Origin of the sequence: Staphylococcus sp. NAM3COL9, assembly GCF_001431205.1 — a bacterium.
Classification (GTDB): domain Bacteria; phylum Bacillota; class Bacilli; order Staphylococcales; family Staphylococcaceae; genus Staphylococcus.
Genome location: NZ_LGPC01000014.1, coordinates 272078 through 295834, shown reverse-complemented (window position 1 = coordinate 295834; position 23757 = coordinate 272078). Strand labels below are relative to the sequence as shown.

The 23757-nt window shown below is 32.8% G+C and carries 21 protein-coding genes and 1 pseudogene; 17 read left to right on the top strand and 5 right to left on the bottom strand.

The window, feature by feature from the left end:
• Positions 1-335 precede the first annotated feature (335 nt).
• Positions 336-1211, bottom strand: coding sequence for an undecaprenyl-diphosphate phosphatase (locus ACA31_RS08520; protein WP_057512903.1), 876 nt, complete (start codon positions 1209-1211; stop codon positions 336-338).
• A gap of 264 nt (positions 1212-1475) precedes the next feature.
• Here ACA31_RS08520 and ACA31_RS08515 point away from each other — a divergent pair, with 264 nt between their 5' ends.
• Together ACA31_RS08515 and cydC are read left to right on the top strand one after the other, a co-directional pair.
• The gene (locus ACA31_RS08515; protein ID WP_057512902.1) at positions 1476-3107 is read left to right on the top strand and encodes an ABC transporter ATP-binding protein/permease; all 1632 of its coding nucleotides are present in this window, start codon (positions 1476-1478) and stop codon (positions 3105-3107) included.
• Entirely contained in the window at positions 3104-4780 is a 1677-nt protein-coding gene (gene cydC, locus ACA31_RS08510) for a thiol reductant ABC exporter subunit CydC (RefSeq protein ID WP_057512901.1), read from the top strand. The genes ACA31_RS08515 and cydC overlap by 4 nt, the downstream gene beginning before the upstream one ends.
• A 143-nt stretch (positions 4781-4923) precedes the next feature.
• Here the strand turns inward: cydC and ACA31_RS08505 are convergent, their stop codons facing one another.
• Entirely contained in the window at positions 4924-5367 is a 444-nt protein-coding gene (locus tag ACA31_RS08505) for a MarR family winged helix-turn-helix transcriptional regulator (protein WP_057512900.1), read from the bottom strand.
• A 221-nt stretch (positions 5368-5588) separates the two neighbouring features.
• On the opposite strand from ACA31_RS08505, the gene ACA31_RS08500 reads away from it, so the two are divergent.
• The 5 genes from ACA31_RS08500 to mdh all read left to right on the top strand — a co-directional run bounded on the left by ACA31_RS08500 (position 5589) and on the right by mdh (position 9502).
• Positions 5589-6515 (top strand): CobW family GTP-binding protein, encoded by a 927-nt coding sequence (locus ACA31_RS08500; RefSeq protein ID WP_057512899.1) that lies wholly within the window; start codon positions 5589-5591, stop codon positions 6513-6515.
• A 31-nt stretch (positions 6516-6546) separates the two neighbouring features.
• Positions 6547-7455: an aldo/keto reductase gene (locus ACA31_RS08495; RefSeq protein ID WP_057512898.1), complete on the top strand. Its 909-nt coding sequence runs from the start codon at positions 6547-6549 to the stop codon at positions 7453-7455.
• A 25-nt stretch (positions 7456-7480) separates the two neighbouring features.
• The gene (locus tag ACA31_RS08490) at positions 7481-7780 is read left to right on the top strand and encodes a hypothetical protein (protein ID WP_057512897.1); all 300 of its coding nucleotides are present in this window, start codon (positions 7481-7483) and stop codon (positions 7778-7780) included.
• Positions 7781-7839: 59 nt separating this feature from the next.
• Entirely contained in the window at positions 7840-8445 is a 606-nt protein-coding gene (locus ACA31_RS08485; protein WP_057512896.1) for a DedA family protein, read from the top strand.
• A 121-nt stretch (positions 8446-8566) separates the two neighbouring features.
• On the top strand, positions 8567-9502 hold the full coding sequence (mdh, locus tag ACA31_RS08480) for a malate dehydrogenase (protein WP_057512895.1): 936 nt from the start codon (positions 8567-8569) through the stop codon (positions 9500-9502).
• Positions 9503-9787: 285 nt separating this feature from the next.
• Here mdh and ACA31_RS13495 read toward each other — a convergent pair whose 3' ends face one another.
• From ACA31_RS13495 to ACA31_RS08470, 3 genes are all read right to left on the bottom strand, one after another.
• Positions 9788-10063, bottom strand: coding sequence for a hypothetical protein (locus ACA31_RS13495; protein ID WP_082587062.1), 276 nt, complete (start codon positions 10061-10063; stop codon positions 9788-9790).
• Positions 10060-10677: a DUF1361 domain-containing protein gene (locus ACA31_RS08475; protein WP_057512894.1), complete on the bottom strand. Its 618-nt coding sequence runs from the start codon at positions 10675-10677 to the stop codon at positions 10060-10062. Before ACA31_RS08475 ends, ACA31_RS13495 begins: the two co-directional genes overlap by 4 nt.
• 401 nt (positions 10678-11078) lie before the next feature.
• Positions 11079-11498, bottom strand: coding sequence for a PPC domain-containing DNA-binding protein (locus tag ACA31_RS08470; protein WP_057512893.1), 420 nt, complete (start codon positions 11496-11498; stop codon positions 11079-11081).
• A 193-nt stretch (positions 11499-11691) separates the two neighbouring features.
• Between ACA31_RS08470 and norA the strand changes: the two genes are divergently transcribed.
• The 10 genes and pseudogenes from norA (at position 11692) to ACA31_RS08420 (ending at position 23390) form a co-directional block, all read left to right on the top strand.
• Positions 11692-12852: a multidrug efflux MFS transporter NorA gene (gene norA / locus ACA31_RS08465; RefSeq protein ID WP_057512892.1), complete on the top strand. Its 1161-nt coding sequence runs from the start codon at positions 11692-11694 to the stop codon at positions 12850-12852.
• A 246-nt stretch (positions 12853-13098) separates the two neighbouring features.
• Entirely contained in the window at positions 13099-13839 is a 741-nt protein-coding gene (locus ACA31_RS08460) for a hypothetical protein (protein ID WP_057512891.1), read from the top strand.
• Positions 13840-14012: 173 nt separating this feature from the next.
• Complete coding sequence (gene galU / locus ACA31_RS08455; RefSeq protein ID WP_057512890.1) at positions 14013-14885, top strand: UTP--glucose-1-phosphate uridylyltransferase GalU; 873 nt, start codon at positions 14013-14015, stop codon at positions 14883-14885.
• Between the two features lie 81 nt (positions 14886-14966).
• Positions 14967-15461 (top strand): annotated as a pseudogene (gene ybaK, locus ACA31_RS08450) (Cys-tRNA(Pro) deacylase).
• A 217-nt stretch (positions 15462-15678) separates the two neighbouring features.
• Positions 15679-16437 carry a DeoR/GlpR family DNA-binding transcription regulator gene (locus ACA31_RS08445; protein WP_057512889.1) on the top strand — a complete coding sequence of 253 codons (759 nt, stop codon included), beginning with the start codon at positions 15679-15681 and terminating at the stop codon, positions 16435-16437.
• Positions 16434-17357 (top strand): 1-phosphofructokinase, encoded by a 924-nt coding sequence (pfkB, locus tag ACA31_RS08440; RefSeq protein ID WP_057512888.1) that lies wholly within the window; start codon positions 16434-16436, stop codon positions 17355-17357. Before ACA31_RS08445 ends, pfkB begins: the two co-directional genes overlap by 4 nt.
• 1 nt (position 17358) lies before the next feature.
• A complete protein-coding gene (locus ACA31_RS08435; RefSeq protein WP_057512887.1) occupies positions 17359-19290 on the top strand; it encodes a PTS fructose transporter subunit IIABC in 1932 nt (643 codons plus the stop codon).
• 219 nt (positions 19291-19509) lie between these two features.
• The gene (gene nagA, locus ACA31_RS08430; protein WP_057512886.1) at positions 19510-20667 is read left to right on the top strand and encodes an N-acetylglucosamine-6-phosphate deacetylase; all 1158 of its coding nucleotides are present in this window, start codon (positions 19510-19512) and stop codon (positions 20665-20667) included.
• Between the two features lie 303 nt (positions 20668-20970).
• The gene (locus tag ACA31_RS08425; protein WP_057512885.1) at positions 20971-22320 is read left to right on the top strand and encodes a hemolysin family protein; all 1350 of its coding nucleotides are present in this window, start codon (positions 20971-20973) and stop codon (positions 22318-22320) included.
• Between the two features lie 230 nt (positions 22321-22550).
• A complete protein-coding gene (locus ACA31_RS08420; protein ID WP_057512884.1) occupies positions 22551-23390 on the top strand; it encodes an aldo/keto reductase in 840 nt (279 codons plus the stop codon).
• The last annotated feature ends 367 nt before the right edge of the window (positions 23391-23757 follow it).

The following is a 23757-nucleotide window of genomic DNA, read 5'->3' as shown; positions in this document are numbered from 1 at the left end:
CCTCCATTTAATTTTATACTATCTACATATTACCCTATAATACACGAAAATAAACGATAAAAACAGTCTGTACAGAAAGATAAAAGCGATTTATGATAGCGATAATAAAAAGAAGAGGCTAAGACAAATACATGTCTTAGCCTCGATTATTAAATTGGTAGTAACTGACTGAACTAAAAATGCGCGTTTACTATGCGCTTGTATTTCTCTTTCTAGTCAACTTTGCCAATCTGGGTTCATACAACGAAATCTTATTAGGAACATTAGACTTCTGTCTCATTCTTTTAAAACATTAAGTTATATTGATTCTTAAGCACATACGGTTAATTAAAATATTATTCGCCTGTAATACCTTGTCCTATACCGAAACCGAAATAAAGGATAGCGATAATAATAACTAGAACAATTCTATATATAGCAAAAGGAATTAATTTAACTTTACTAATTAAGTATAAGAATGTCTTGATTGCAATTAAACCAACAACAAACGCTGCAATAAAGCCTAATGCATAAAAACCAATGTGGTCTAAATGAATATATTCAAAGTTTTTAACGAGTGATAAGCCACTAGCTGCTAGCATAACTGGTACAGCCATAATGAAAGTGAAGTCTGATGCTGATTTGTGATCCATCTTCATTAATACACCCGTAGATATTGTAGAACCAGATCTACTGAAACCAGGCCACATTGCGATTGCTTGTGATAGTCCAATTACAAATGCTTGGACATAATTGATTTGGTCAACTGATTGTGGGTTTGTAACTTTTTTACTATAAATATCGGCTATTATCATATAAATAGCGCCAATAAATAGTCCAATCATTACAGTTGGTACACTGAACAAGTATTTTTGAATAACGTCATCAAATAATAACCCGAGAATACCTGCAGGAATCATACCGACAATAATATGTAGTAAGTTTAAACGATTCGGTTTTTGGCCAACGCCGTCGACAGAAGATGCTCTATACTTACCAATATGTAGCATTTCGAAATAACGTTCGCGGAATACCCATGCCCCCGCAAAAACAGAACCAAGTTGTATTACAATTTTAAAGGTAAAAGCTGATTCTGATCCTAAAAATTCACTTGATTTTAACCACATATCATCGATAAGGATCATGTGACCTGTCGAAGAAACAGGTGCAAACTCTGTTAACCCCTCAACAATACCTAGAATAAGGCCTTTAATCAATTCTAGTATTAACATAATTTACCTACTTTCATATTACTAATTAAATTTCATACATTTTATTTTATAATGATAGCACAATAAAAATGTAATGTGCCACATATAAATGTAATTTTAGACTAAAGACTGAGATTAATATAATAAAAAGAATTCAAGCATTGAAAAAGAGGAATTTCTAATTATGTCTGAAATATGAAATTAACATAAAAAAGTACTAATAATAATGAGCGAATTCATTTAATTTTCACCGAATCAGTTTATAATATGTGGCAGGTGATAATTGTGAAAAGATTAACAAATTTAGCATTTAAATACAAAATATACCCAATGTTCATGTTTGTAATCAGTACATTATTAGCTATTACCGTGGTCGTTCAGAATATTTCTATTGCAGAAATTTTAAATGCAATGTTATTGGAAACGAACCAAAATTTGTTAATATTATTGCTGTTTACATTATTTATTTTAATCGCACGCGCAACATTTAATACAATAAATCAAATGATAGGTAATCGCATGTCTACAAAAGTGAAATATGATTTGCGACGCCAACTTATATTAAAACAGTCAAAAGAGCCAATTGGGGTTCAAATAAATACCTTGACTGAAAGTATTGATGGTATTGTTCCGTTTTTTAATAGTTATTTCCCACAATTATTTAAATCAATGATGATTCCATTATTTATCATTGTTTCTATGTGTTTTATTCATTTAAATACGGCTTTGATTATGATGGTCACTGCACCATTTATTCCTCTTTTTTATATTATTTTCGGATTAAAAACACGTGATGAATCTAAAGATAAAATGACCTATTTAAATCAATTCAGTCAGCAATTTTTAAATAAAGTTAAAGGGCTTATCACTTTAAAACTTTTTAATAGAACAGCGCAGACAGAACAAGAATTATATGAAGAAAGTACGACATTCAGAGATTTAACTATGCGTATTTTAAAAAGTGCTTTTCTATCTGGACTCATGCTTGAATTTATCAGTATGCTAGGGATTGGTCTTGTAGCTTTAGAAGCTGGATTAGGCTTGATTTTATTCAATAGTATTGATTTTAAAACAGCTGCGATTGCAATCATATTAGCGCCTGAATTTTATAATGCTATTAAAGATTTAGGGCAATCATTCCACACTGGAAAGCAAAGTGAAGGATCGAGCGATGTTGTTTTCGAATTATTAGATAAACAAGAAAAATCGCTGAAACCTGAGATACGTACTAATACACAACAATCCGCATTAATTAAATTGGCAAATGTAAGTTTTAAATATGATGATGCACAACAAAATGCTTTAAATGATATTAACCTAAATATTTTTAGAGGGGAGCAAATTGCGCTCATCGGGAAAAGTGGTGCTGGTAAATCTACACTAGCGCAGCTTATTGTACAACATTTTGATGCTCAGTCAGGTAAAGTGACTTATCAACATTCTAATTTGAAATTAGGTTTTTTAAGTCAAATGCCTTATATCTTTAATGCTTCTATACGCGATAATATTACTATGTTTCAATCGATGAATGAAAACAAAATATTGAAAGTATTAGAAGATGTTGAGTTAAAAGAAAAGGTACTATCTTTAAAAGATGGATTAGATACTTGGATAGGAGAGGGTGGAGAGATGCTCTCAGGCGGTCAAATGAGACGCGTAGAACTGTCTCGAGTACTAATGACTCAACCAGACGTACTTATCTTTGATGAGCCTGCTACTGGCTTAGATGTGAAAACAGAAAATATTATACAAGATATAATTGCGCAACAATTTGTGGGTACAACTGTAATCACGATTGCACATAGAGAAAATACTATTAAAAATGCCGATAGACGTATATATATTGAAAATGGTTATTTGACGTCAATAGATACACAAGAGAGAAGAAACAATAATAAAGGTGGTGATGTAACATGAAGCCACATATTCAATTTAAAATAGATAGAGATTTGATACTTTCGATTATTGTGGGTGTTATAGGAAGTTTAGTAGCACTTAGCATGTTCTTTTTAAGTGGTTATATGGTAACGCAAAGTGCACTGGGCGCCCCGTTATTTGCGTTAATGGTTCTGATAGCTTCAGTAAAACTATTTGGATTTGTAAGAGCAATTGCCAGATATATTGAAAGGTTATTATCACATAGAGCTACTTTTACAATGCTTAGAAATGTTAGAGTTCAATTTTTCAAGCATTTAATCCCAGTCGTTCCCGACGTATATCGAAAATTTAATTCTAGTGATTTAATCGCACGAATGATTGGCAGAGTTGAAGCTTTGCAAAATATATACTTGCGTGTTTATTATCCACCTGTAGTAATTGGTGTTACAGCAATCATTTCTACAATAGTAATGATCTACTTTTCATATGTACATGCAATTATCATTTGTATTAGCATGATTGCTACTTTAGTAGTTATACCATGGTTAAGTGCTAGACGTACACGTATACTCAAAAGACAAGTTAACGACGTTCAAGGCGATTTTTTAAACCAATTTTATGATTATAAAGAAGGGTATGAAGAGTTGGATCGTTTTGGCCGAACAGAATTTTATAAAAAACAAGTGCTTAATCAATTGGATGACTATGAAGCAGTTCAAGCAAAAGAGCAACGATTTTTATCACTATACGAATATAGTCTGAATATTGTTTCGATGATTGCATTATTTTTCACACTGTATTTGGGTGTCGTTCAAGTACAAAATCAAGAATTAGACGTTGTTTATTTAACAAGTATTGTATTAATGATGTTGACACTTTTCGAACAGGCGATACCTATGAGCAATGTAGCTTACTTTAAAGCGGATACTGATGAAGCTTTCCATGATATTAATAAAGTGATTGCGCATCCTATGAAACAAGGCGAAGAAGCAATGCATTTAGAAGTCTTACCAACCGAGCCGTTGTACGAGATTAGAGACCTCAACTTCAAGTATTGGAACCAAGCAAGTTATGTATTACAAGATATCCAATTATCAATTAATAAAGGCGAGCATGTTGCTATTATTGGACCTTCAGGGTCCGGTAAAAGTTCGTTATTACAACTCATGTTAGGTTTGTATCAAAGTGACAAAGGGGATATATTATTAAATCATCAAGATATTACAAATATTGTAGATGAAGAAAAATATAGTCAAATCAATGCCCTATTACAAACGCAACAGTTATTTGACGGTACAGTGAGAGAGAACTTGTTCACTAAAAAAGAGGATACTGAGCTTCACAGTGTTTTAGCTAATTTAGGTTTAGACCATATCGATTTAGATAGATATATTACTTTATCTGGTAATACATTATCAGGTGGCGAAATACAAAGACTTGGTATTGCAAGATTAATATTAAGAGATGTACCGATTTGGATAATGGATGAACCTACCACAGCGCTTGATATATATCATACAGATAGCGTAATGGATATTATTCATGCCAAAGCTCAAACCTTAGTTGTTGCAACACATGATTTAAGGTTGCTGCCGTATTTTGATAAAATTGTAGTTATGAGTGAAGGGGAAATTGTAGAAACTGGAAGTTATCAATCTCTAATTACAAAAAGAGGCTATTTATATGAAATGGTTGAAATGAATGTTTCATAAACGAAAAGTTACATTATTTTGCTTATAAGTTAAAAAATGGAGCTCAAACACAAATGTGTTTGAGCTCTCATTATAAATCAAGTATATTTAATGAATAAATTTGATAGAAGGACTATCTAATATTTACCATTGCCATTGAAAAATTATTTTGCTTTTTCTTCTGTGAAGGCAGTGATTACTTTTGAAAGTAATCGGTTTAATTCTTTAGATTCATCTGGGGTCAATGAAGATGCTACTGCAACATCTTGACAAGCTGTATCTAATTCAGGGCGGATTGCTTCGCTCTTATCAGTTAAATGAATGAATACTTCACGTTGATCAATTTCAGAACGCTCGCGTTTGATTAGGTCAACTTGTTCCATTCTTTTAAGTAATGGAGATACAGTACCTGTATCAAGTGCCAATTCAGTAACGACTTTTTTTACATTGACAGGTGAATCAGCCCATAAGATTGTTAAAACTAAAAACTGTGGATAAGTCAATTTGTATTTCTTAAAGACATTATTTGAGTAATAGCGATTTACTTGTCTTTGAGCATTATACAAACTGAAACAAAGTTGTTCTTTTAAATTAAGTGGTTCAGACATAAAGTTCTCCTCCAGACATTCTATCCGTTTTCTTCTGTATCGGACCTGAATCCGTCTTATGATGTGTGACACTTCCTCAAAACACTTTTGCACTGTGCCATGCTAAAATGTAGTGTACGTATAAAGTTTAGAAGAAATCTAATGTTTTATCAAGTGAAAGTTTAATTATACGAATAATTGTACTTTTATGCAGACATTTGTATTAAGAAATGAGTGATTATATGAAAAAAATTAAAGATCCAAAAACATCAATTACAATCATAACAGGTTTTTTAGGTAGTGGAAAAACTACTTTACTCAGTAATTATGTAAAATATTTACTAAGTAATGGTGAAAACCCGAGTATCATCGTAAATGAATACGGCAATTTAGATGTAGATAGCCGTGCAATCGGCGATGATATTGAGGTTGCGACAATATTAAATGGTTGCGTATGTTGTGACTTGCAACAAGATTTAATAAAACAATTAAAACATTTTCTAAACAAAAGTGCAATGCACCATATTATTATTGAAGCGACAGGTATAGCACACCCAATCGAAATTATTGCAGCATGTCAAGATCCTGAAATCGTCGCAAGCGTTAATGCACCAGTAGTTATTGGCTTAGTCGACGCTCCAAGATTTTTGGCCAGAGCTCAATATACTCATAGTACAACACAATTGATGGAAGAACAATTATCTGCGAGCCATACAATTGTAGTCAATAAAATAGATTTGATTGATGAAGTAGAGCGAGAACGAATGAATGAAACTTTTGAAATTAATCCATATGCACCGATATTCTATACGAGTTATGCAAATTTAGATATGGAGCAATTAATTTCAGTTACACAAAATGAAGGAAGAAATATGAAACAACATTCACATCATCATGGGATTAATAGTATGCAATATCAGTTTACTGGTCCAATAGATAGGCAACTATTCTATCAATTTATTTTACGGTTGCCAGATAATGTTTTAAGATTAAAGGGATACGTAAAGTTTCGTGATTTGCCAAATGATACATATGAATTTCAATATGCATTTGATTTGCCAGACTATCAAGTTATCGATGCATCCATGCCTTTAATCATTGTGCTTATTGGTGAACAAATAGATGTTAATCGCATACGCAATCAATTAGACATGCTACAATTCACTTAATTTTTTAAATACTTAAAGGGGTGTTGGTAATATGGATAAAGTAAAGATTAATCAACATGTTTCATTTTCAAAAGTAATACAAGGGTTCTGGAGAGCAAAAGATTGGCAGTGGACACCACAACAATTAAATCGTTATCTCAATGAGTTAGTAGAACGTGGTATTACTACCATGGATCATGCTGATATATATGGTGGGTACTCATGTGAAGGCATATTTGGAGAGGCATTGAAATTATCTCCACAATTACGTGAACAAATGGAGATTGTTACTAAATGTGGTATTGTGTTGCCATCAGAACGTATACATGAAGCAGACGGTCACCGTTATGATCATAGTAAGCATCATATTCGAACGTCTGTAGATCGTTCTCTGCAAGAGTTGCAAGTAGACCATCTGGATTCACTACTTATTCATAGACCGTCACCATTAATGGATCCTCAAGAAGTGACTGAAGCAATCACTGCTTTAGTTAATGAGGGAAAAGTGAAATCCTTTGGTGTTTCTAATTTTAATAAATCAGAATATGATTTGTTGAGCAGACATCTTGTTTCTGATAAGTTGCATATTACATTAAATCAACTAGAAATTTCGCCATATACTATAGACGTACTTGAAAATGGTATGATGAATCATATGTATAAAGATAATGTTAAAATGATGTCATGGAGCCCTATGGCAGGCGGTAAATTATTCGATTTAGAAGATGAAAAATCTGTTCGAATTATGGGCATAATTTCACCCTTAGCACAAAAATATCATGCTAGTGTGAATGGCATTGTCATGGCATGGTTAAATAAACACCCAGCAACAATCATGCCTGTATTAGGCACTCATAAAATAGAACGTATTGACGAAGCAATCGAAGGTTTAGAAGTAACAATTACAGATCAAGAATGGTTTGATATTTATACAGCTTCTCTAGGCCACGATATTCCATAAAGTACATGTTGAAGGAGCGTAACTAATGAATACACAGAATGAACAACATCAAAGAAACCAACTTAAATTTCAACGTAATTTTATTAATTTCCCGTTTTTAGGATTTGCACTTGTCATCGCAATTTTAAATTTAGCATTCCCTGATATAACTTTAATGATGACGCTATTTGGAATTTTTTTCTTTTATAACGCGGGTATACTATTTGTAGCATTTATAAAACATTACAAACGTACTGCAATATTATCGTTAATATTAACGATTTTATCTATGGCATTATTCGCTGCAACAGTTTATTTATATGCTACAACAAATAATTTGTTTTAATTTACGAACGTCCAGAGTAATAAATATAATGTATTATCGAACAAACTAGGAGGAAATAAATGGAACAGTGGATTACACAATTTATGGAGCACTATGGGTATTGGGGCATAGGCCTACTTATCTTTTTAGAAAATATATTTCCACCAATTCCATCTGAAATTATTTTAACGTTCGGTGGTTTTATGACTACCCAATCTGGATTAGGATTTACTGGCGTTTTAGTCACCTCGACAATTGGTTCTGTAGTCGGAGCGATTGTGTTATATGGTATAGGCGCTTGGATCGGTGAACGTAATTTGTACCGTATTGTAGATAAATATGGGAAAATTTTACGTTTAAAGAGGAAAGATTTAAATAAGACAATTCAATGGTTTGAAAAATATGGTTATTGGACAGTCTTTTTCTGTCGCTTTGTTCCTTTATTGAGAAGTTTAATTTCAATACCAGCTGGCTTAACGCGTATGAATATTCCTTTATTCATACTATTTACTACGGTAGGTACTATTATTTGGAACGCAGTGTTAATTTATTTAGGTCAAGCCGTAGGTGGTAATTGGCACGCGATTGTTTATTATATGGATATATATTCTCGTATTATTTATATTATTTTAGCTATTTTAATTATTTTTGTCATTTGGAAATGGTTCAAACGACAAAGAAATTAAAAATAAGATATATATCCCCCTAGATTAAATTTAAAATTTATGTGTTTTAAATAGTGTAATACATATTTTAAATGTTATAATAAACGTACAATATGTATTGACGATATAGGGGGATTGCATTATGACAAAGCAAAAAGTTTCGATTATTGGTGCTGGAAATACTGGCGCAACACTAGCTTTTATTGTGGCCCAACGAGAACTCGCAGATGTCGTACTCATTGACCGTCCGGAGAGTGAAGGTCTTGTGAAAGGAAAAGCACTAGATATATTGGAAAGTAGTCCAATATATGGTTTTGATGTTAATGTAACAGGTTCTATTGATTATGCTGATTCAGCGAACTCTGATGTAGTTGTCATCACTGCTGGTGTGGCACGCAAACCTGGTATGAGTCGTGACGATTTAGTTCAAGTCAACGAAGCTGTGATGCATGATGTAACGAAAGCAATTGTAAAACACTCACCGGAATGTAAAATAATTGTACTTACAAATCCTGTAGATGCCATGACTTATTCTGTATTACAAGCCTCTGGATTTCCAAAAGAACGTGTAATCGGACAGTCGGGTGTCTTAGATACAGCTAGATACCAAACATTTATTGCAGAAGCACTCAATGTATCGGTTAAAGATATCAGAGGATTGGTATTAGGTGGCCATGGTGATACGATGTTACCTTTAATAACATCAACAAATGTAAACGGCGTGCCTCTAAATAAACTTCTGAACGATGCGCAAGTTACACAAATTGTAGAACGTACGCGAAAAGGTGGCGCAGAAATCGTAGAATTACTGGGGAATGGTTCAGCGTATTATGCGCCTGCATCAGCGGTCTATAGTATGGTTGAAGCAATTTTAAAAGATCAGAAACGTTTATTACCAAGTATTGCACTATTAGAGGGAGAATACAGTTTCTCTGATATATGTTTAGGTGTACCAACAATTTTAGGGTCTAAAGGTATAGAGCGTATCGTAGAATTACAATTATCTGAAGATGAACAAGCACAATTACAAGTTTCTGCAAACGCAGTTACAGAAGTAAAACAATCACTCAAACAATAATTAATATTAAAATACACTAGGAAAGATTATTAGAATTATTTCTTCATTAATGAAAATGAGTAGTTCTTATGCAAGCGATTCAGCTCTTGTATTCCTTTTTCTAGTCAAACTTGTGGGTGGGTATATTAGGTCAAATTACAATTTTTAATGTTGTATCACCTTCCCGTTTTATTTCAATATAAAAAGAGGGCTGTTAAGTTTCTATTATGGAAACTTAACAGCCCTTTAATCAACTTAAAACTAGATTCTATGTTTACTTATATTTATAATCAAAATTCAAATTAATTACAATCTAAAAATACAGATGTATAAAGCAACATATTCAAAGAATGTTAATATATACATGTATTTTAGTCTTAATCTTATTTTTTTAGGTACGTTCCAATTAGGAAAATGGCGTTCGTAATAAAATAATTGTAGATAAAATAATCCAATACCTAACGGGAGACACATGAGTGTGATACTACGTGTATATGAAAATCCTATATCATGCAATAGATGCCCAATAATTAATTGAAATACGATAAGCACAATAAGCAAAATTATAATATTAAATGTCATCTTGCACTTCGTACTCCTTTCGCAAATAAAATTAATACGCCTTGTAATACTACAAGTAATAGTACAAAGCATATTGCTTCAAGATTTAAATTTGACCATACTTCATTGATAATGCGAAGCGGTTCATTAATAAGATAGACTGAATGTAAACGCAAGAAACGTCCAATATAAATGCCTAAACCGTTTAAAAACATCATTGCAATGATGATTGTTCTGTTTAACCAAAGGTAAGGTGTGAATTTTTCCATTTCTAAAAACATTAAAATTAATAAATATAATGCAAGTAACACCGCCGATACTAGAAAAGTGAAATATGCCCATTCTACTAATAATAAACCTTGATAGAAATTGAATGTAAATTGATTTAAGTGAATTAAATCTGTAACCATATAGAGTGTGTTAGGTACCATAAATAAGAAAATAAGAGCAAAAATAATAAATAGCGGCCATTCATATTTATGTACAGGTTTAAATAGATTTAAGAGTAAGCATAGTTCAAATGGCACATATGCTAGAAATAAATTTAAAGTCATAAATTGATAATAATCATTAAAGAAAATAGAAATAATCATTAATATTAGAAATACCGTTCTAGCGATATAACGAGCCTTCATACATACACCTACTTCCTTTCTGAATAAAGCATTTAAATATATTGTGAAAATTGCTAGTAATAGTAAATTTATTGAAAAATAAAAACTGCCGATAAAATTCCCTTTCTTAATATTAAAAAGCTAAAGGAAAATTAACTCGTATTTTTGAATATGAGATTATATAATACATTTTTTGAATGTTAATATCAATGATAATGATTAATTGTTATTAATTAAATGATTTACAGTTGAATAAAAAGAGAATGATTATAATCGTTAACATATTTTAATAGAATGATTAAATGATTTAAGCTAGACAAGAAGTAAAGACTGATGAATCACGTAAATGTAAAACTTTTCATCAGTCTTTAATGAGTAGATAGTGGAGCCAATCTGCGTACTATCCACTGATCAGTATACAATTATAAATTTAATAAATTAAGACCAATTGTTTCATCATGTTTACGGTTAATATCTAAGTCAGTCATGTTGATTACGATTTCGGCTGTAGCCGAAACAACCGCTTTCGTTAAATGACCACTAAGTGTTGTGTAAGTATTAGTTCCAAAGGATGCATGTAAATGCGCAAATGGTTTGTCATCGATGCGAGAGATATTACCTAAAAGACTAATTAATTCTAACGGTTCTTCAAAGGATTTTTTCTCATAAGTTTTCGTGTCGATGTTATAAAAATTAAGATCTACATTATCACAAGCACCGATGCCACTTACTGTACCAAATTTACCGCCTTGCTCTTTAGCTATATCTGTCACTGCTTCTACAATGTCTTCGCCTCGTTCTAAAACAAGAACAATTGTCTTTCCGTCAACTTGATATACCATGTGAAACCTCCATTCTTAAAATGAATTACAACTATAGTATACAAGTTCTTTTTTATAGTTTGTATAAAAGTGTTTAGAAGAACGTATTTTTCTATTGTCTTTTGATGTATTAATGTTATAAAATACTCTAATATTATATATATATTAAAAATATATCATGATATTAATGGTATGAACGAATGGAGTGAGAAAGGTGAACAAGCAATTTGTAATTTTATATTTTAATATTTTCTTGGTCTTTTTAGGTATTGGTTTAGTTGTTCCAGTTCTTCCTGTTTATTTGAAAGATTTAGGATTAAAAGGTAGCGATTTAGGGGTTCTAGTTGCCGTCTTTGCATTAGCCCAAATGGTTATCTCGCCATTTGGTGGGACGTTAGCAGATAAATTAGGTAAAAAATTAATTATTTGTATTGGGTTAGGACTCTTTGCTATATCAGAATTCTTGTTTGCTGCTAGTCATACTTTCTCACTCTTAATTGTGTCCAGAATTCTTGGCGGGTTTAGTGCTGGTATGGTTATGCCTGGTGTTACTGGGATGATTGCAGATATTTCAATAGGTAAAGATAAAGCTAAGAATTTTGGTTATATGTCAGCAATTATTAATTCGGGCTTTATTTTAGGGCCAGGTATGGGTGGATTTCTTGCAGAATTTTCTCATAGGCTACCATTTTATGTAGCAGGCTTCAGTGGCTGTTTAGCATTGGTGCTTTCTATTATCTTGATTAAAAATCCTAAAAATGAAACACAAGATGGATTTACAGTGTATCAACCTGAATTACTTACTAAAATTGATTGGAAAGTCTTTCTTACACCAATCACCTTAACACTTGTGCTCGCTTTTGGCTTATCAGCATTTGAAACATTATTCCCATTATATACAGCAGATAAAGCACATTATTCACCTTTAGATATTTCATTTGCAATTACAGGTGGAGGTATATTAGGGGCTGTATTCCAAGTCTTCTTTTTTGATAAATTTATGAAACATTTTAAAGAACTCACATTTATCAATTATTCGTTGATATATTCAGCAATTGTGTTACTCGCTTTGACATTTGTGGATAGTTATTGGTCTATCATGTTAATCAGTTTTATTGTGTTTATTGGTTTTGATATGATTAGACCTGCCATCACGAATTATTTTTCTAATATTGCAGGGGATCGACAAGGTTTTGCAGGCGGCTTAAATTCTACCTTTACGAGTATGGGGAATTTCATAGGTCCTTTAGTGGCCGGGACGTTATATGATGTTAACTTTGAATATCCTTTATATATGTCAGTTGTAGTAATGATACTTGGTATGTTTGTTATTCTAGTTGAAAAAATGATAAGAACGAACCTTAGAAAATCATAACTTAAAAAACGATAAATAAAGTAGAACGTACGTAGGGTCATTCACGTGCGTTCTTTTTAATATGTATAAAATTTATGCGATATATGACTTGCAATATGACATTAAGATTAAATAAAGTCATATTGCGTAATATAAATGTTACAGAGATTACGATTGCTTTAAATTGTGGTCTATATAAGTTTTAAGTTAATAAAATATGCTAGTATGTAGGAAATATTAAAAAGTAATGTAAGTAAGGGGATAAACTTGAAAAATTTAATTTTATCAATCACGGCATTCCTTCTTGCTTGTTGTTTATGTTTTCTTTTATTTATAGCTACAAATCAGCAAGCACTAGCAAAAGTTCACGAAACAATTTCTAGTTGTTCAGACAATGATAAACGAACTGAAACTAAAGTTGATGACAATCACAACAGTGATAATACTATTAGTGCAGCAGTGAAAGATGTTGAACAAGAAGAACCTTATAATGCCGAAGCATATGTACCAATAGCTAAAAAAACGACACACAATTTAAATAATAATGAAATCGGAGATTCTAATTTATCAAAGTTTTCCGATGCACAAAAAAAAGCACAAACACTTGTGAATAAAGATAATAATACTGCTAATGCATATAATGATTATGGCATTGATCGTACATGCCAAGGGGCTTATTATTATGTTTTTACTTTTGAAAACAAAGAACAACCCAACACTTTTTATAGAGTTACGGTAGATAAAAATAATAAAGCACACATTTTTGATGAGTCGTATCGCGTGAAAGATCAACAAACTTCTAATGCACCTAGTATTTCACCTCAAGAATCCAAAGTAATTGCTGAAAAGTATGCTAAAGATGAACTCGGTGAGAATGCAGTTCTCAAAAAAGTTAAAACGTCTAAAGAAGGTATGTTTTATACTTTTTATGAGTCTAAGTTAGAAAAAGAGTATAAGGTTGTAGTAAATAAAACGGGTGACGTAATTTGTCAACCATCGTTAAATTAAAAGTAAAATAAAAGTCGCGTAAACTGATGATAAAATGAAGTTGCGCGGCTTTTTTATGCTATGAAATTAATATAAAGCAATAAGTATCAATGTTATGATAATATTGTCAATTGAAATGAGTGAGTTCTATATAAATCAGAGTTAAAATATTTTAATGAAAAGGATGAGCATTTTTGAAAAAGATAAAAAAAGCAATCATACCTGCAGCTGGCTTAGGAACAAGATTTTTACCAGCTACGAAGGCTATGCCAAAAGAAATGTTACCTATATTAGATAAACCTACAATCCAATACATAGTCGAAGAAGCAGCGCGTGCAGGTATTGAAGATATCATTATAGTTACTGGTAAACATAAACGTGCAATTGAAGATCATTTTGATAATCAAAAAGAATTAGAAATGATTTTACAAGAAAAAGGAAAAACGGACTTACTAGAAAAAGTTAAATATTCTACAGAACTTGCCAATATATTTTATGTGAGACAAAAAGAGCAAAAAGGCTTAGGTCATGCTATTTATTCTGCACGTCAATTTATAGGTGATGAACCATTTGCTGTGCTTTTAGGTGATGATATTGTTGAATCTGATAATCCAGCGATTAAGCAGTTGATAGAAGCTTATGAAGAAACTGGAAAGTCTGTCATCGGCGTACAAGAAGTAGAAGAAGACCAAACGCATCGCTATGGTATCATCGATCCATTAGAAAAATCAGGTAGAAAATATGAAGTGAATCAATTCGTTGAAAAGCCAAAACAAGGCACAGCACCGTCTAATTTGGCTATTATGGGTCGCTATGTTCTTACAGCTGATATTTTCGATTATTTAAAAACTCAAAGCAAAGGTGCAGGTGGAGAAATTCAACTTACAGATGCAATTGAAAGATTAAATAAACACGATCAAGTATACGCTTATGATTTTGAAGGTGATCGATATGATGTAGGTGAAAAATTAGGCTTTGTTAAAACTACAATTGAATTTGCTTTAAAAGATGAAGCTATGCACGAAGAATTAACACATTTTATAAAAAACTTAGATTTAGATAAATAAATATTAGAGTTTAAATAAAAGTATGATTGAAATCAGAATAACATAATGAACTATCACCAACATATGATATGAGGTGTTGTAATGAAGGAAGTTAAAACGAATGCAATGCGTATGCTCCATCGCTTGAAAATTGAGTGTTGAGTCAATACTTACGAGGTATCAAAAAGTCATATGGATGGAAAGACTGTAGCTGAAAAAATCGGTGTAGATGTAGCACAAGTGTATAAAACACTCGTGTTAGAAAATGCTGAACATGTGCACTTTGTATTTATTATTCCTGTAAATGCCACTCTTGATATGAAGTCAGCAGCGCAAGCAGTTAATGAAAAGCAATTACATTTAATGCCACTTGATGATTTAAACAAAGTGACGGGCTATGTCCGTGGTGGTTGTTCACCGTTTGGTATGAAACGGCAATTTCCAACAATTATAGATCAGCAAGTTGAAAAGATAGATGCGATCTATGTCAGTGGTGGAGAACGTGGGACACAAATTAAAGTAAATGCAGCACATTTAATTAAAATAACGCGAGCAAAAGTTAAAAAAGTGACGCACGATGGACATAAACACAATTGAATATCATTAAGCTAATGACCATAAAGTAACGGATAGTTTCCTGCTTTATGGTTTTTGTTTTAAAAAATAAAGATAATTTTATTTTTAAGCAGATAGCAAGATAACGGGGTTTAGAAGAGAATGAGTCACTATTTGATTGTTTTTGACTGTTTTCGACAAATAATGATTGAAAAATGAAAGCGGGAACATTATAATGGTATTGAGATGAGGTGAAGCGATGATTACGGAAAAACGCCACGAGTTAATATTGGCTGAATTGTCACAAAAAGACTTTTTAACACTACAAGAACTGATTGATCGAACAGGTAGTAGTGCCTCAACAATTCGTCGCGATTTATCGAAATTGCAACAAATGGGAAAACTAAAAAGAATACATGGTGGCGCAACGCTTAATCAATCATCTTTATTAGAACCTAACTTAGCTGATAAAAGAAGTACCAATCTAAGAGAAAAACAAGAAATTGGGAGATTGGCAGCGAGCACAATAGATGATGATGATTGTGTGTTTTTAGATGCGGGTTCAACAACTTTAGAAATGATTCCGTATATTAATGCAAATGACATTATTGTAGTAACAAATGGTTTAACGCATGTAGAAGAATTATTAAAACGAGGTGTTAGAACACTAATTCTCGGTGGAGAAGTTAAAGCAACGACACTTGCGACAGTAGGTGCGAGTGCATTGAAAACGCTAAATCGTTATCGTTTTGATAAAGTGTTTCTTGGTATGAATGGTATTGACATAAAATATGGACTGACTACGCCAGATGAACAAGAAGCAATCATAAAGCACCATGCTATGGAATTAGGTACTCAAGTTTATGTATTAGTAGACCATGCTAAATATGAAAAAGTATATTTCGCACATGTGCCTTTACTAGAGAATGTGGCATTAGTCACTTCTAAAAAAGCGATGCAATGCGTGAATTTTCAATATTATGCTGAAAAATATAATTTTATTGGAGGAACATTATGATTTATACAGTAACTTTTAATCCTTCTATTGATTACATTATGTTTTCAAATGAATTCGAACTTAATGGGTTAAACAGAGCAACTGAAACAAATAAATTTGCAGGTGGTAAGGGCATAAACGTCTCAAGAGTCTTGAAAACATTAGGTGTCCAATCTACAGCGTTAGGTTTTAATGGTGGATTTCCAGGTCGATTTATAGAAGAAACATTAAAACAAGCAGGAATTGATACAGATTTTGTACATGTTGATGAAGATACACGTATTAATGTCAAATTGAAAACAGGTAATGAAACAGAAATTAATGCACCAGGGCCTCATATAACTAAAGTGCAATTTGAAACTTTATTAACGCAAATCAGAGATACTTCAGAACAAGATACAGTTATTGTTGCTGGTAGCATTCCCAAGAGTGTACCTGCTAACGCATACGAACAAATTGCTGCAATCACACAAGATACAGGCGCGAAACTTGTCGTTGATGCTGAAAAAGAACTCGTTGAATCAGTTTTAAAATATGAACCTTTATTTATCAAGCCAAATAAAGATGAATTAGAAGTGATGTTCGATACGACGATTACTTCAGATAAAGAGGTAATACGTTTCGGGCGTGAAATTTTGAAAATGGGTGCAACTTCAGTCATTATTTCTCTCGGTGGAGACGGAGCTGTATATGTAGATGAGCAACATAGTTATAAAGCACTTGTACCAAATGGACAAGTAGTAAATACAGTGGGATCAGGTGATAGTACTGTAGCGGGGATGGTTGCAGGATTAAATTCTGATTTATCTATTAAAGAAGCATTTAAACAGGCTGTATCGGCTGGGACGGCAACAGCATTTAACGATGACTTAGCAACGAGAGAGTCTATTGACAATATTAAATCACAAGTAATGATTACAACATTAGGTGGGAGTGAATAAGATGAGAATAACTGAGTTATTAACAAAGGATACAATAGCAATGGACCTTTCTTCAACAGAGAAAAGCGGTGTTATTGATGAGTTAGTGAATCAACTCGATAAAGCGGACAAACTCAATAATGTAACAACTTTTAAAGAAGCAATTCATAATCGTGAATCTCAAAGTACTACAGGTATTGGTGAAGGCATCGCGATACCTCATGCAAAAGTAGCGGCAGTAGACACACCGGCGATTGCATTTGGTAAATCAAAAGCAGGTGTTGATTATCAAAGTTTGGATATGCAACCTGCACATTTATTCTTTATGATTGCAGCGCCAGAAGGTGGGGCACAAACTCATTTAGATGCATTAGCTAAGCTATCAGGTATTTTAATGGACGAAAAAGTGCGCGAAGATTTACTTCATGCAAATTCTCCACAAGAAGTGCTTCAAATTATAGATACAGCAGACGATGAAGCAACTGAAGAAGAGGAAGCAGAAGCACAAGCAGCTGCGCCAACATCAGCAACAGATTCAGATGAACCATATATCTTAGCTGTTACAGCATGTCCGACAGGCATCGCACATACTTACATGGCTCGTGATGCTTTGAAAAAACAAGCTGAAAAAATGAATGTAAAAATAAAAGTTGAAACAAATGGTTCAGGTGGCATTAAAAATCACATTACGGATGAAGATATTCGTCGCGCAACTGGTGTCATTGTTGCAGCAGATGTAAATGTGGAAACAGACCGTTTTGATGGTAAAAACGTTGTGGAAGTGCCAGTTGCAGATGGTATTAAACGACCTGAAGAACTTATCAATATAGTACAAGATACTTCTCGTAAATCATTTGTAGCCAAAGGTAGTCATAAAGGTGCGAAACAGTCTGAGAGTAATGAAAAACAAGGTTTTGGTAAAACAATTTATAAACACTTAATGAATGGTGTTTCTAATATGTTACCACTTGTTATTGCCGGTGGTATTTTAATGGCAATCGCATTCTTATTTGGACCAAATTCGTTTGATCCAAATAGTTCTGAGCATAATGCGTTTGCTGAACAATTATGGAATATTGGTAATAAGAGTGCCTTTGCGTTAATTATCCCAATTCTCGCTGGTTATATCGCGCGTAGTATTGCAGATAAACCAGGTTTTGCAGCTGGTTTAGTTGGTGGTATGTTAGCAGTTTCAGGAGACGCAGGTTTTATCGGAGGTATTCTTGCAGGTTTCTTAGCAGGTTATTTAACACAAGGTATTAAAAAACTTGTCAGTGGTTTACCTCAAGCATTAGAAGGTTTGAAACCTACATTAATTTTCCCAGTATTATCGGTAACAATTACAGGTTTAGTAATGATTTATGTATTAAACCCTCCAGCATCGTGGTTGAATAATTTATTACTTAATGGTTTAGAAGGTTTGTCAGGAACGAATATTATGCTCTTAGGATTAGTCATTGGTGCAATGATGGCTATCGATATGGGGGGACCATTTAATAAAGCAGCATATGTATTTGCGACAGCAGCGTTAACAGAAGGCAATGCTGCACCAATTACAGCAGCAATGATTGGTGGTATGGTACCTCCAATCGCAATTGCAACAGCGATGTTGATTTTCCGCAAGAAATTCACTAAAGAACAAAAAGGTTCTATCGCACCAAACTATGTAATGGGCTTATCTTTCATTACAGAAGGTGCAATTCCATTCGCAGCAGCTGATCCACTAAGAGTCATTCCATCAATGATGGTAGGTTCAGGGGTTGCAGGTGCAATCGCATTAGGACTAGGTTCTTCAATTCAAGCGCCACATGGTGGTATCTTTGTTATACTAGGTACTGATTTCAGTCACGTGATACAATCACTCATTGCGATTGTTATAGGATCAATCATAGGTGCAATCATTTATGGTTTGTTAAAACCAAAAATGACAGAAGAAGAAATACAAAGTTCTTAAGTTATGGCTAACTAAAACATAAAGCTTTATAAAATGAATGAACTTATAAAAACCAGTAGAAGCTCACAAGTTAATGAGTATTTCTGCTGGTTTTTTATTTATATGTGATAGTGAAATTCAAAAACTTTTGAATATAATAAAGTTCTTAAGTTTGGTAAAATAAAAACGAAGTGCTGAAATAGACACATAGCGTAAAACAAAGAAAAGAAGGTAGAGAAAATGGCTCAATATGTGATTGAAAATGGGAGAATTTATACTGAAGAAGAAATCATAGAACGAGGATATATTATTGTTAAGGATGATAAAATTACTGACATAGGCAATGGGGATTATGAAGGTGCGTTAGTAACTTATGATGTTCAAGGTCAGCATGTTTTGCCAGGGTTTATAGATATTCATATGCATGGTGGCTATGGAGAGGATGCAATGGATGCATCATATGATGGATTGAAACATTTAGCAGAATCACTATTATCTGAAGGAACGACAAGTTTCTTAGCTACAACAATGACACAGTCTGATGAGAATATTACAAAAGCATTAGAAAACATCATTGAATATCAGAAACAACAAGACGTTCTAAAAGCAGCTGACATCGTAGGCATACATTTGGAAGGACCATTTATTTCTGAACATAAAGTAGGAGCGCAAAACCCAGCTTATGTGCAAAGACCATCTATAGAGAAAGTACAACAATTTCAAAAAATAGCGGACAACCAAATTAAAGTAATTACATTTGCACCTGAGGTTGAAGGTGCTCACGAAACATTAGAAGCGTTACATGAGCAAATACGTTTCTCTATTGGTCATACGGTTGCAACTTTTGATGAGACAAATGAAGCGGTAGCACATGGCGCTAAACATGTGACGCATTTATATAATGCTGGAACACCATTCGAGCATAGAGAACCGGGTGTTTTTGGTGCAGCATGGACAAATGATAGCTTAAGTACTGAACTTATCGTGGATGGTATTCATTCACATCCTACAGCGATTCAAATTGCTTATAAACAAAAGGGAAACACACGCTTTTTCTTAATTACTGATGCAATGAGAGCGAAGGGTATGCCAGATGGTGAATATGATTTAGGTGGCCAAAACGTTATAGTAAAAGGTTCTGAAGCTCGATTAGCATCTGGTGCACTGGCAGGTAGTATACTGAAAATGAATGAAGGACTGAAAAATCTAATACAATACACGGGTGATTCACTAGATAATTTATGGCGTGTAACAAGTTTAAATCAAGCAATTGCATTAAATATCGACGAAAAAAAAGGAAGTTTGAAGGTCGGAAAAGACGCAGATATCGTTATTGTAGATAATGAAATTACAGTGCAAACTACTGTAAAAGCAGGCGAAATACACAAATTTTCGTAATAACAAACTTGACTTCAATTCATTTTAAAACGTGTTATGTAAAGTGTAAATTGAATCAAAAAGTTGACGAGACTTAAAATTTGCGTTTAAATGTTAAGTTAGAGAAATGAAATTTCATTCGTACAAATTACATGATGACTTAACATTGTGATAAAATAGAAGAAATGCGTATTTTTCGGGAGGTGTCACAAATGGGAAGGATTTAGTATATAACATGAAAATGCAACATAGCAATAAATCTTATGTACGGTCATCTAATGTGACACGATATTTGGAGGTGAATCCCTAGAAATAGGGAACTAATTGGAAACTGTGACCATAATAAATTTAGTAATATTTGCTTTTTTAATAGCATTAACAACGGTATTCGTAGGATCGGAATTTGCATTAGTGAAAGTCCGAGCGACAAGAATTGAACAACTTGTTGCAGAAGGTAATAGTAGTGCACGTATAGTAAAAAAAATGATTAAAAACTTGGACTACTATTTATCAGCATGTCAACTAGGTATTACGGTGACATCTTTAGGATTAGGTTGGTTAGGTGAACCGACATTTAGTAAATTACTGCATCCACTATTTGAAGCAATTAATTTACCTGAAGCGTTAACGACGACAGTTTCATTTATTGTTGCATTTATTATTGTGACATATTTACATGTAGTACTTGGCGAATTGGCTCCAAAAACTTTGGCTATTCAACATACAGAGAAAATGGCATTAATATACTCTAGACCATTGTATTATTTCGGAGCTATTATGAAACCGTTGATATGGTTGATGAATGGTTCTGCAAGAATGATTATACGTATGTTCGGTGTAGATCCAGATGCGAATAACGATGCAATGTCAGAAGAAGAAATAAAAATTATAATAAACAATAGCTATAACGGTGGAGAAATAAACCAAACGGAATTAGCTTATATGCAAAATATCTTTTCATTTGATGAGAGACAAGCAAAAGATATCATGGTGCCACGTACACAAATGGCTACATTGAACGAACCGTTTAATGTTAACGAACTGTTAGACACAATTAAAGAACATCAATTCACACGTTACCCGATTACAGAAGATGGGGACAAAGACCATGTGAAAGGGTTTCTTAATGTAAAAGAGTTTTTAACAGAATATGCTTCAGGCAAACCTATTAAAGTAGGTAATTATGTTCATGATTTACCAATGATTTCTGAAACGACACGTATAAGCGATGCGTTAGTGCGTATGCAACGTGAACATGTTCATATCAGTTTGATTATTGATGAATATGGTGGTACAGCAGGTATCTTGACGATGGAAGATATCTTAGAAGAAATCGTTGGTGAAATTCGTGATGAATTTGATGACGATGAAGTAAACGATGTTGTAAAAGTTACCGACAGCAGATATCAAATCAGTGGTCGTGTATTAATAGACGATTTAAATGATGAGCTTGGCATTGAATTTGCTGATTCTGAAGACATTGATACAATCGGTGGTTGGTTGCAAGCACATAATACAAACTTACAACAAAACGATTATGTTGATACTGAATATGATCGTTGGATTATATCAGAAGTTGATAACCATCAAATCATTACTGTTTTATTAGAAGTTGAATACAATGCAACACGTCCAACACCTGATAATAATGAAGACGATGAAGATAATGATTAAGCATTGTTATATATATAAAGCTATCGATAAAGTCTCTGATTTTGTCGATAGCTTTTTTGTGTTTCTTTACATGAATCATCTAACATCACTGTCATTATACGAACATAATAGTGGTGGTGTTAATATTGAAATAAATATGCGTGATACATGTATTACATATTGCTATAATGATCAAAGTATAACGATATAGTTTTAAAATAATTTCAACTTAGTTGAAGGGGGATTAAATCATGTTAGAAGACATGTATTATTTAAATAATGGTTATCCAATGCCGAGAGTGGGTCTTGGCGTATATAAAATTACAGATGAAGAAATGGAACTTGCAGTAACAGCTGCTTTAGAAGCGGGTTACCGTGCATTTGATACTGCTTATTTTTATAAAAATGAAATAGCATTAGGTAATGCATTAAAACAATCTGAAATACCACGCGAAGATTTATTTCTTACATCAAAAATTTGGAATGATTACCAAGGTTATGACAATACAATCGAATTTTTCACAAAATCGATAGAAAACATAGGAACAAGTTATTTAGATTTATTTTTAATACATTGGCCATGTGAAGCCGATGGTTTATTTGTTGAAACTTATAAAGCGATGGAAAAATTATATGAAGAAGGCAAAGTTCGAGCAATAGGTGTTTGTAACTTTAATGCACACCATTTAGAAACATTAATGTCGCAAACTGACATCGTACCTGCTGTGAATCAAATAGAAGTGCATCCATACTTCAATCAACATGAACTACAAACTTTTTGTGATAAGCATGATATCGCTGTGACAGCATGGATGCCATTGATGAGAAATAAAGGGTTATTAGAACATGAATTGATTACAAATATGGCAAATCGTTATGGTAAAACACCAGCCCAAATTGTATTACGTTGGCATTTGTCACATGATCGCTTGATTATTCCAAAATCAAGAACACCAGAACGCATTAAAGAAAATTATGATATTTTCGATTTTAATTTAGAATTGACAGATATTGCTGAGATAGATCGTTTGAATTGTGATGACCGTCAAGGAAATGATCCAGATAAAGTACGTGTAGGTACTTTGAAATAAGAATTGATAAAATAACCCAGAAAAAATATTTCAAACTCAAAAGAAAGCATCAATGTTATTAGTTTTTTCTAGTGGCTTGATGCTTTTAATTTAAGTTTTTTAAAAGTGCATGCTTATCTGATTTTTTATAACATGGCTTGAGCTTATAGTCTTCGCTCATACTAATTCCCTAGGTGTTAATACTTTAAAAAAACGATGCATTTATATATGTAACAGATAAAAGGATTTTAAATCGTTATAGTAGCGATAATAAAGGGTTTTGTTTCCAAATTCATCAAATAGTTGATAGACTAAAATTACAAATTACAAATTATAACTTTTAATAATTTTAATGTTAAACAACATTAGTAACCACATTTAAATTTCA

Excerpts from the sequence above, each read along its gene's own strand:
- nagA (WP_057512886.1), top strand. The coding sequence starts at position 19,510 with ATGGCTCAATATGTGATTGAAAATGGGAGAATTTATACTGAAGAAGAA.
- ACA31_RS08500 (WP_057512899.1), top strand. The coding sequence starts at position 5,589 with ATGAAAAAAATTAAAGATCCAAAAACATCAATTACAATCATAACAGGT.
- ACA31_RS13495 (WP_082587062.1), bottom strand. The coding sequence starts at position 10,063 with ATGACATTTAATATTATAATTTTGCTTATTGTGCTTATCGTATTTCAA.
- ACA31_RS08470 (WP_057512893.1), bottom strand. The coding sequence starts at position 11,498 with ATGGTATATCAAGTTGACGGAAAGACAATTGTTCTTGTTTTAGAACGA.
- ACA31_RS08445 (WP_057512889.1), top strand. The coding sequence starts at position 15,679 with ATGATTACGGAAAAACGCCACGAGTTAATATTGGCTGAATTGTCACAA.
- ACA31_RS08475 (WP_057512894.1), bottom strand. The coding sequence starts at position 10,677 with ATGAAGGCTCGTTATATCGCTAGAACGGTATTTCTAATATTAATGATT.
- mdh (WP_057512895.1), top strand. The coding sequence starts at position 8,567 with ATGACAAAGCAAAAAGTTTCGATTATTGGTGCTGGAAATACTGGCGCA.
- ACA31_RS08490 (WP_057512897.1), top strand. The coding sequence starts at position 7,481 with ATGAATACACAGAATGAACAACATCAAAGAAACCAACTTAAATTTCAA.
- ACA31_RS08485 (WP_057512896.1), top strand. The coding sequence starts at position 7,840 with ATGGAACAGTGGATTACACAATTTATGGAGCACTATGGGTATTGGGGC.
- ACA31_RS08435 (WP_057512887.1), top strand. The coding sequence starts at position 17,359 with ATGAGAATAACTGAGTTATTAACAAAGGATACAATAGCAATGGACCTT.
- ACA31_RS08520 (WP_057512903.1), bottom strand. The coding sequence starts at position 1,211 with ATGTTAATACTAGAATTGATTAAAGGCCTTATTCTAGGTATTGTTGAG.
- ACA31_RS08495 (WP_057512898.1), top strand. The coding sequence starts at position 6,547 with ATGGATAAAGTAAAGATTAATCAACATGTTTCATTTTCAAAAGTAATA.
- ACA31_RS08420 (WP_057512884.1), top strand. The coding sequence starts at position 22,551 with ATGTTAGAAGACATGTATTATTTAAATAATGGTTATCCAATGCCGAGA.
- pfkB (WP_057512888.1), top strand. The coding sequence starts at position 16,434 with ATGATTTATACAGTAACTTTTAATCCTTCTATTGATTACATTATGTTT.
- cydC (WP_057512901.1), top strand. The coding sequence starts at position 3,104 with ATGAAGCCACATATTCAATTTAAAATAGATAGAGATTTGATACTTTCG.
- ACA31_RS08505 (WP_057512900.1), bottom strand. The coding sequence starts at position 5,367 with ATGTCTGAACCACTTAATTTAAAAGAACAACTTTGTTTCAGTTTGTAT.